Raw genomic sequence first — 9,149 nt, 5'->3', positions numbered from 1 at the left:
CTGACGGTTTACTTAATTATCAACACCTTTATCATTGTAGTCATGTTGATGTCCCAGTCTGACAAGGAAACCATCACCCTGCGCTGGTATAATTTTTCAACCGCTATTTTCTGGGGACTGGGGCTCCTGATTCATGCTATGGTGACCTTCAGGTTAAACCCATTTTTCGGGAAAGCCTGGGAAAACCGCATGATTCAGAAGTATATGGATGAAGACCGCAAGGAATCCGAACGGTTTAAATAGGGCTCTGCTCCGGTCGCACAGGACAAGTATTACATGTATAGTACACTTAACCCATAGGGATGAAAGCACTGATAATCGAAGATGAAAAGCCTTCAGCCAGGCGATTAAGCCGCCTTCTGGAGGCCCGCAACATAGAGGTTGCCCAAATGTTGCACTCTGTAGCCGAGTCCATTGCCTGGTTTAAGGCGAATACGGCTCCCGATATCATTTTTCTGGACATTCAACTTTCGGATGGTCTTTCTTTTGAAATTTTTGACCAGGTAGCCGTCCGCAGTCCCATTATCTTCACGACTGCATATGATGAATATGCTTTACAGGCTTTTAAGCTCAACAGTATTGATTATTTATTAAAACCCATCGATGAAGAAGAGCTCGAAGCAGCACTGGTGAAGTACCGCACGCTTGGAGGAAATAATGCTGAGGTTCGCATCGATTTCGAAGACATTCGGAAATTGCTGGTCAATCCTGTAGGAAGGGAATACAAAAATAGATTTACCGCTCGCGTAGGGCAGCATATAAAAATCATTCCAACAGAGGAAGTCGAATGTTTCTATAGTGAAAATAAGGGGACCTATGCTGCTACAACCGAAGGACGTTCTTACCTTCTCGACACCACACTTGAGCAATTGGAAGAGGAATTGTCACCCGAGCATTTCTTTCGGGTCAGCCGTAAATTTTATGTGCAGGTCAACCATATCGCAGACATTATTGCGTATTCGAATTCCCGTCTGAAAGTGAAACTGAACCGGTTTAATGAACAGGAAATTATCGTGAGTAGGGAACGCGTAAAGGACTTTAAGTTATGGTTGGAATAAAATAATATAAAATACTGATAAATAATACTTTAATACTTACCATAGAAAAAAACTATAATAGCTTTTTTACCTAATCTACCCGATTTTCATCAAAGGAAGACGGGAGGAGTTTGGGGATTAGGCTTATAAAAATAGGCAACAGCACAACCCCTCCGGGCAAGAGGAAAATGGCCAGGGAAGGAATGCTTTTAAAGATGTCCAGCAGCTGTTTCTGCACCTTCTTTTTCTCATCTGCATTTAATTCCCGAACCGTGGATTTCGATAGGAGCAGCATCAGTTCTTTACTTTGGGATAATTCTTTTCTCAGGCGTTTGCTGTTTCTGCTGATCAGTCGGTCTACCATCCGGGCCATACTCTCATAGTATTGTGATCCCGGGACAGCTTCCCTGAGGAAATACACCTCCTTGCTGTGCAACCTGAAAAATGCCTGAATATCCCTCAACGCCCCTGCGATTTCTTTTTTATGGAAACCCAGGGCAGTACCATGTTTGAGTACATAACGCTGCTGGCGGGTATCCGGTCTGTCCTGTTCGAGAACCGTCAGGGCAGCTATATCCAGGAAGTAATGGGCTGCATCCGTTCCTCTGTAGTCCTCCAGGAGTTTTTTGAATTCTTTGAAAGATCCGGGATGCTTTACCCCTAAATAAGTACGTGAATTCTCAAAGGCATCCCGCAGCTTTTTCCGGTGCTCCGAGGGGGATTCCGAATCCAGGGAATGGTAGATAATATTGATGACGAGGGATTCTAGCGTTCCTGCATATTGTTTTAGTTGATCCTCCCCTTTGAGAAATGCCCGGTACACCAGAACGTCAATAGGTAGTAAAACATTGGTAATCATTGAGTTAAATGTTCTGCTAAGTATGGGTTCCCCCAAATACACCCTGGAGTCCAGAATTTTCTCCAACTGAACGGAGGTCTTACCGCTCTGCAGTATTTTCTGGAGCAGGTTGGGTTGGCCGAGTTCTAATTCTTTGTAAAACAGCCTAACGCTACCCAGGAAATCAGCATAGGATGCTTCCGGGAAGATCAGAAGATGACTGCAATAGAGGCCTGTGAGTAAATTGACCTTGGCTTTTTCATCCTGAGAAAGAGGGTAGGAGGGTTTTATAAACCCCGGGATTCCAACGTTAATGCCATACATAAATCCGCAGGAGCGCAGATCGGCGTCCAGGGCATCTAAATCCCTGTAAGCGAGGGTTTCTGTCGTCCGTAATGCACCAAATTTGTCAATCCACCCAAGGGCTGATGGGTTCATGAATGTATGAATTAGGCCTCCAAAAATAGCGGAAAAAAGGATACCGCATCTCCTTTTTCGATCAAAGCACGGGGTCCTTGTGGATTCCCGGAGAACCGTTTTGAAGTGCTTCCCGCAGTAATTCGGCTTAAAATTCGCGATTAAGCCCCCTTTTCTATTAATTTTTAGCAGTTACCTGAACCATCTGTTGTGCTATTTTTACCTTCTGAACACTTTGAGAATCCGGGTTTTTACCAGGATATCAGTTTTTAAAGTCGGAACGATGTATCGGCTTTGAAGAAAAAATACAGTGAATATGGAATTCTTTTTATTCTTGCTTTGGATTGTAATAATGGGTGCACTCGGGGTGAAACTCTATTTGGCCCATCAGGCCTTGAATCGGGCTAAAAAAAAACCGCCCCGGTATTGAGACGGCTTCCTGAACATTAATCACTATTTTTTATTCTATAATACCGGTACAGCTAATTCGCGCCCCGGCGGCTCCACTGGGTTGGGAGGTAAAATCATCCATTCCCTGATGCACAATCACAGCTTTGCCGAGGATGTCCTTGTTCGGATCCCCACATCCAATACACCATGCATCGGTTTCAAAGCTTACTTCTGCGCTCCCGTCTTCATTGGCGAGAAAGTTTCCGATATCTCCTTTGTGAAAACCTCCGGCATCTCCCCATTTTCCATGTGGCTCTGCGGTAGGATTCCAGTGCCCTCCTGTTGATTTCCCGTCGGCTGAAGAACAGTCCGCTTTCTCATGAATGTGGATGGCGTGCTCTCCGGGCGAAAGGCCCGAAAATGTTGCCGACATCGCTACCTGCCCGTCCTTTTCAACAAATTTTACCATCCCTTGCACATTGCTCTCGCTTTTGGGTTCCATCTGGAATGAAATTACGGTTTCCTCTACTTCTTCAACAGCGATTTCGACGGCTTCTTCTACTTCATCAGCAACGTTTTCTGCATCTTTTTTGGCCTCCTTACAACTCAGTGCTGTGCCCAGAAGCAGGCTCAGACAAATCATATTTAGTTTTTTCATGGTCTTGTTTTAGTGAGGTGAAAAGATAAGGAATATACGCGTCGAAGTCAATTACTCCTATGATTGTAGAAGATCCCTGTAATTTCATACACCCGAAACTAAGCACCCGCGGGCACTAATGGCCTTATTCAGCCACTTACATTCAGGGGGTTTTTATTCAGAAACCTGTTTTGTTTTAATTTCTGTAATGGAATCCAGGGTACGGTGCACCGGGCAGCGATCCGCAATTTCCATTAAGCGCTTATTCTGGCCTGCATCCAGGGGTCCGATGAGTCGTATTTCCCTTCGAAAGGTATCGATCTTAGATTTTGAATTAGTCTCGCAATCTTCACAGTCTGCCGCGTGCTCCTTGCTGTATGAGGTATGGGTCTCTACCGCTTCCAAAGGCCAACCCTTTCTGCGGGCGTACATCTGTAAGGTCATGGAGGTGCAGGCCGAAAGGCCCGCAGACACAAATTCATAAGGAGAAGGCCCAAAGTCGTTCCCTCCGAACTCAACAGGCTCATCAGCCGTCAAATAGTGATTACCCACTTTGAGCTCTGTAGTAAATTCATCTTCCTGTTCGAGACGTGCAACAACCTGATGGTCGCTTTTGATTTTTTCAGGTTTTGGCCAGGGCACATACCGACTCGCCCAGTTTGCAATCACCTTTCCGGTATAAAGCGCGTCAGATCGATTGCCGAGAAGGTGGTCTGCACCATCGAGGCTTACAAAGCTTTTTGGATGGCGGGCAGAAAGGTAGATTTCCTCGGCATTTTTAATTCCCACAATTTGGTCCTGAGGAGAATGGAGGATGAGCAGGGCGCGACCGAGATTTTTGACCACCTCGGGTAGTACATGGGCCTGCAGGTCATCCAGAAACTGTTTTTCAATGGTGAACCCCTGTCCGCCTATTTGTACTCTGGCCCGGCCTTCAGATTGAATTTCCTCCAGGCTGGAACGCAATAAATGGGTTACGTGCTGAGGTTCAGAGGGAGCGCCAAGCGTAGCTACTGCCCGTACCGAAGGCAGATTGGAGGCTGCCATGAGCACAGCGGCACCCCCCAGGGAATGCCCCACAAGCAGGCTCGGGGCCTGAAACTCACTTTCGAGGAAGGCAGATGCAGCTTTAAGGTCTCCTACATTGCCCGAGAAATTTGTCTGTGAAAAATCACCGCTACTCTCGCCCAGGCCCGTAAAATCAAATCTCAAAACCCCGAAACCTTCCCGGGCCAGGGCGTCGCTGATCTGCCTTACCGCAATGAGGTTCTTGGTGCAGGTAAAACAGTGGGCAAAAATGGCGAAGTTATGGGGATGTTGGTCAGGCGGTAACGCCAACCTCCCCGTGAGCTGGTCTCCCCTGGCATTTTCGAAATGGACTTTTTCGGTCTTCATCCAATGAACTTTTGCTACTAAGTTCGCAAAAAGAAGGGAGATGACTAACCGAAGCCCTTTAGTTTAAGGGTTCCTTATTAAAAAGCCCCCTGAGATCCGGGTTGTAAAAAAGGGCGAATTGCAGGCGGTCAAAATTGGTCGTCCTGAAGTGATTTTTTAAATAGCCGATTTGAATACTGCTATTTTCAGTGATGCGTACCCCCAGAGCCGCATAGAGTCGGTTTTGGTCAAACGGTTCATCCTGCAGGTTGATAAAAATCTCATCGTAGAGGTTGATAAAAAAAGTATCCGTAAGGGGCAGGGTTAGTTGCAATCGGTATCGGGCCCTGTGAAGGGTGGTGTTTTCCCCCTGATAATTTATAAACCGTTGTTCGAGGCGGTAGCGGTGTTCAAAATTAAATTCCCACACCTTATTGGTTAGGATAAATTGTTGAAAAATCCGGTTTTCTGAAATCTGGTTGCCCGCAAAAGGTACGTCCATTGCGGGACTATCCTCGAAGGTCGGGTCAGTATCGATATAGGCATATCCCAGGGTGGCGATGGCCGTTTTATCTATATGGTAGTTTATTCCGGTCCGCAGCAGCAGCTGGTTAAAATTGCGATCCACCTCATAAAACCGCCATTGGGCTTCGGTATGCAGGCTCCAGCGCTCAGCCAGCCGGTTCATTCCAAAATACATATACCAGGCACCCAATTCATCTTCTCCAGTCTGTTGGGCACCTAACTGTGTATGTGTCAAGAGAAAAAACAGGACAGGTGCAAGTACCAGGCTCAAAGTACCTGCCCGGGTCATTTTAAATCGTTTAGGACTCATATGAAGCAAGGGTTTATTGGGATTGGAGTTTACCATCTTCCATAGCGTCATCCCGGATAGGGACCCCGGGATCCTCTCTTAAGTGGACATTCAGAAATTCCAGGATCTGACTATATCCCTTAACCTGGTTTTCCTTTTTCAAAAATCCATGACCTTCATCGTCAAAGAGTACATATTCCACAGGCACCCCGTTTTGACGTACTCCGGCGACGATTTCATCGGATTCCACCTGGAGTACCCTGGGGTCCTTAGCCCCCTGAAGGACCATTAAAGGTTTAGTGACCCGCTCGGTATGGAAGAGGGGAGAAATGGCTTCAAGCCTTACGGAGTCAGCGCTATAGGGATCACCCAGTTCCTTGTACAAGGCTATCCTGGAAGATTCCCACCATGCAGGAATAGAGCGAAGGGTACGAATCCAGTTGGTCACCCCAAAAATATTGACCCCAACATCGAATTCCTCCGGAGCGAATGTAAGGGCAGCCATGGTCATATACCCGCCGTAAGAGCCTCCGATAATACCAATCTTTTTCCCGTCAATTCCGGGCTGCGAAGCCAGCCAGTCTTTTCCGGCAATACAGTCTTTTAGATCTTTGTCTCCGTGGTTCAGGTCGTCCATCTTGTAAAAAGTTTTGCCATATCCGGAACTTCCCCGGTTATTCACCGCCAGTACTGCGTATCCATGGTTTACAAGGTATTGTATAAGCGGGTTGAAGCCCTGTCTGGATTGTCCTCCCGGCCCCCCGTGCACCCACACGAGCGCAGGTACCGGATCGGATTTACTGGCCTGATGCGGCCGATAATAGATGGCAGGGATCTCCAGGCCGTCAAAGGATGCATACCGTATGACTTCGGCTTTCACCAGATCGCCAGCAGCAATTTCCGGGTTCAACACGTCTGAGAGTTGTGTAACCTCCCCGGATTCCAGGTTGTAGACATAGAGGTTCGAAGGACTGTTGGACCCTCCTGCATAAAACCGCATTAGGGTTTCATCTGCTGAAAACCCGACGTTGTTGACATCCATTCCATCAATAGCTGGTAACTCCAGGGGTTTCCCGGTGGCTACTTCAGTCACTTCGATAGCGTTTTTTGCATCTTCATTGGTATAGGTCACCTGATAAGTACCCTTATCGGTAAAATAACTCCCTGTAATATCCCACTCCTTTTCCGACACCTTTTTACGTGTGCCAGCGGAAATATCGTAGGACATCAGATAAGAAAATTCCCCTCCATCATCTGTGGTGTAGAGCAGGGCGCTGTCATCCGGGGTAAAGTCTTCAGCTGAATTTGACGAAAGATTCTCGTTTATTTTTGTCAGTTTCCCCGAGGAAATCTCGTAGAGAAAAAGGTCGCTGTCATTGGTGTTTATCGTTTTTCCCAGGGCGAGGTAAGCTTCATTTTTGGTGATGGCCTGCAGGGTATAGCCCTCCTCATTCTGAAAGATCAATTCGGGAGTGAGGGACTCCACATCCATCTTATAGAGATCATTGTAGCGCTTATCCCTTTGGTTCGACGCAAAAAAGAACGATTTCTTATCCTCGGACCACCGATAAAACAGTGAACGGGCACCTTCCCATGGCGTCAAATCCTGGGAGTTCCCTTCTTCGTCCATCAGGAAAATATGATAGATTTCATTCCCATTGTCGTCCATACGGAAGAGTTTCCGGCTGTCTTCAGGGAAATATGAAATGGCGAAAACCGAAGCGCTGTCAGATTCGGTTACAGGGGTGAGCGCCCCACCACCTGCCGGTACGGTGTACATATTATAAATACCCGAACGATTGCTGGAAATCAGCAGTTTGGAATTATCCGGAGCGAAGCTTCCCCCTCCGACATTTTCATTATCCATCATCTGTTCAATGGTGTAGGAAGCAGGTACTACGGCGGTCTCCTGTTTTTCGCTTTCCTGTTTGCAGCCCGTAAAAAGCAGGGCGGCAACAAGTACCCAAAGGAAGTCTTTCATGTCTGTAAAGTTCAATTTTTTGGTTTTAAGTCTCATTATTTTTCAAGGAGAAACGTTTCTGTTTCTTTGAAAGGGGAAAGGTCCAGGCCTTCCATTTCCTGCTGATAGGCTTTCCAGCCGTTGGCAAAGAAGGCATTGGTTTCCGCCAGGGCATTTTTCAAATCATTCCCGGCGTACTCAATCAATCGCTGCTCAGTGGAGGTCATTCCATCGGGGCGGCTTTGTACATAGCCATACGCATTGTAGATACGCCGGGTTACCGTCATCTCCGGATTTCTGGTAATACCCTGTCGCTTATCTTCCTTCCCAATATACGTGGCGAGGAGGGAGTCAATTTTAGTACTGATTTCCTTGGAAGCCTTTATTTGGGCCTTGTACTTTTCTTTATCCAATCCTTTCAAATCTTTGGCATAGGTATCTGCAACCTTTTTGCTCTCCACAAGCTGTTTGACGGCGTCCGCTGAAGTCTGCAAGTATGTATCCAGCTTTTTGGCCTCCGTATACCGGGCCTCTAAAGCGGCTGGGCTTACCTCAAAGCGCGGGTCGGATTCCACGACCAGTTGGGTCTGGTCGGATACCTCCCCAAGGCTGACCTCCACGCGATATGTGCCGGGCATAACGTCAACTCCTCCCGGTTCTCTTTTGCGTTTTTGAAGGGTGCGCGAAGGCCGGTCGGGTCCCGCTTCATCCAGGCGCCAGTATACCCGGTGCAAACCGGCAGAATCAGGTGTTTTGTACTTCAGGGTCCGGATCAACCGGTCCTGATCGTAGATTCTGACAAAGACGCTGTCCTTAGATGCAGCCTCGTCCTTTGGAGTTTCTTCAGCTCCCTCTTCCGTATCTTCAGGAGTATCTTCCCCTTCTTTGTACCCGTCCATTTTTGGTTTCGTGGCATCGGCACCTTCCTTAAGGTAATACGTTATCATGGCGCCCCGGTTGCGATTGGTGCCATTGAAGATCGCATCAGCTCCGAAGCGGGTGCCATTGGCCTGCTGGCTCGCGGCCAGGTAAGCTGTGGGAGGGGTGAAAACACTGATATCTTTAGTGAGGATATCGGAGTCTGATGCCATGGCTCTCAAGGGGCGGATATCATCGAGTACCCAGGCGGCGCGGCCAAAAGTACCAATGACCAAATCGTGCTCACGTGGATGGATTACAAGGTCTTTTGTCGATACCGTGGGAAATCCGTGTGTCCATTTCTGCCACGTAACTGCCGCGTCCATAGAAAAATACAGCCCGTCATCGGTACCCATAAACATCAGGCTCGGGTTTTCAGGATCCTCTATTATGGAGAGGACATAGCTTTTGACGTCCTTCTCATCCGCGATACGCTCCCATGTCTTGCCATAATTCCGCGTACGATAGGCATAGGGTGTATAATTGTAGCGCCTGTAGTCATTGGCAACGAGAAGGGCTTCCCCTTTTTCCGTTTGAGAAGCCCGGATTTGTGGAATCCAGCTTCCCGCGGGCAGGCCTTTGATATTCGCTGTAACCTCTGTCCAGGTTTGTCCGCCATCCCGGGTGTAATGTACCCTTCCGTCATCGGAGGCCACCCAGAGCATATCCTTTTCAACAGGAGAAGGTTCGATGACCAGTATGGTGCAGTGGTTCTCTGCCCCTGTGGCATCCATGGTGAGGCCACCGCTGTCGCTTTGTTTTTG

The 9,149-nt window shown here is 47.7% G+C and carries 8 protein-coding genes; 2 read left to right on the top strand and 6 right to left on the bottom strand.

The genetic code is table 11. The features are described from left to right. Nucleotides 1–243 (top strand): 2TM domain-containing protein (locus WBV75_RS07410; RefSeq protein ID WP_424119994.1); only part of this gene is annotated, 243 nt, incomplete at its 5' end. Nucleotides 244–302: 59 nt separating this feature from the next. Then, a complete protein-coding gene (locus tag WBV75_RS07405) occupies nucleotides 303–1,058 on the top strand; it encodes a LytR/AlgR family response regulator transcription factor (protein WP_424119993.1) in 756 nt (251 codons plus the stop codon). Between the two features lie 70 nt (nucleotides 1,059–1,128). Here WBV75_RS07405 and WBV75_RS07400 read toward each other — a convergent pair whose 3' ends face one another. From WBV75_RS07400 to WBV75_RS07375, 6 genes are all read right to left on the bottom strand, one after another. Further along, nucleotides 1,129–2,313 (bottom strand): LETM1-related biofilm-associated protein, encoded by a 1,185-nt coding sequence (locus WBV75_RS07400; RefSeq protein WP_424119992.1) that lies wholly within the window; start codon nucleotides 2,311–2,313, stop codon nucleotides 1,129–1,131. Nucleotides 2,314–2,752: 439 nt separating this feature from the next. After that, nucleotides 2,753–3,340 (bottom strand): superoxide dismutase family protein, encoded by a 588-nt coding sequence (locus WBV75_RS07395; protein WP_424119991.1) that lies wholly within the window; start codon nucleotides 3,338–3,340, stop codon nucleotides 2,753–2,755. A gap of 153 nt (nucleotides 3,341–3,493) precedes the next feature. Beyond that, on the bottom strand, nucleotides 3,494–4,714 hold the full coding sequence (locus tag WBV75_RS07390) for an alpha/beta fold hydrolase (protein WP_424119990.1): 1,221 nt from the start codon (nucleotides 4,712–4,714) through the stop codon (nucleotides 3,494–3,496). A 58-nt stretch (nucleotides 4,715–4,772) separates the two neighbouring features. Next, nucleotides 4,773–5,528, bottom strand: a complete 756-nt coding sequence (locus tag WBV75_RS07385) for a DUF2490 domain-containing protein (protein ID WP_424119989.1) — start codon at nucleotides 5,526–5,528, stop codon at nucleotides 4,773–4,775. A gap of 13 nt (nucleotides 5,529–5,541) precedes the next feature. Continuing rightward, nucleotides 5,542–7,488: an alpha/beta fold hydrolase gene (locus tag WBV75_RS07380; RefSeq protein WP_424119988.1), complete on the bottom strand. Its 1,947-nt coding sequence runs from the start codon at nucleotides 7,486–7,488 to the stop codon at nucleotides 5,542–5,544. Between the two features lie 35 nt (nucleotides 7,489–7,523). Continuing rightward, a partial coding sequence (locus tag WBV75_RS07375; protein ID WP_424119987.1) for a WD40/YVTN/BNR-like repeat-containing protein occupies nucleotides 7,524–9,149 on the bottom strand: 1,626 nt, incomplete at its 5' end.

The organism is Robiginitalea sp. (assembly GCF_049588695.1).
Classification (GTDB): Bacteria; Bacteroidota; Bacteroidia; order Flavobacteriales; family Flavobacteriaceae; genus Robiginitalea.
The sequence above is the reverse complement of the archived record's forward strand: the minus strand, read 5'-3'. Positions and strand labels throughout refer to the sequence as shown.

What these genes read in the sequence shown, in the direction of transcription:
- WBV75_RS07405 (WP_424119993.1), top strand. Translation starts at nt 303, where the DNA reads ATGAAAGCACTGATAATCGAAGATGAAAAGCCTTCAGCCAGGCGATTA.
- WBV75_RS07400 (WP_424119992.1), bottom strand. Translation starts at nt 2,313, where the DNA reads ATGAACCCATCAGCCCTTGGGTGGATTGACAAATTTGGTGCATTACGG.
- WBV75_RS07395 (WP_424119991.1), bottom strand. Translation starts at nt 3,340, where the DNA reads ATGAAAAAACTAAATATGATTTGTCTGAGCCTGCTTCTGGGCACAGCA.
- WBV75_RS07390 (WP_424119990.1), bottom strand. Translation starts at nt 4,714, where the DNA reads ATGAAGACCGAAAAAGTCCATTTCGAAAATGCCAGGGGAGACCAGCTC.
- WBV75_RS07385 (WP_424119989.1), bottom strand. Translation starts at nt 5,528, where the DNA reads ATGAGTCCTAAACGATTTAAAATGACCCGGGCAGGTACTTTGAGCCTG.
- WBV75_RS07380 (WP_424119988.1), bottom strand. Translation starts at nt 7,488, where the DNA reads ATGAAAGACTTCCTTTGGGTACTTGTTGCCGCCCTGCTTTTTACGGGC.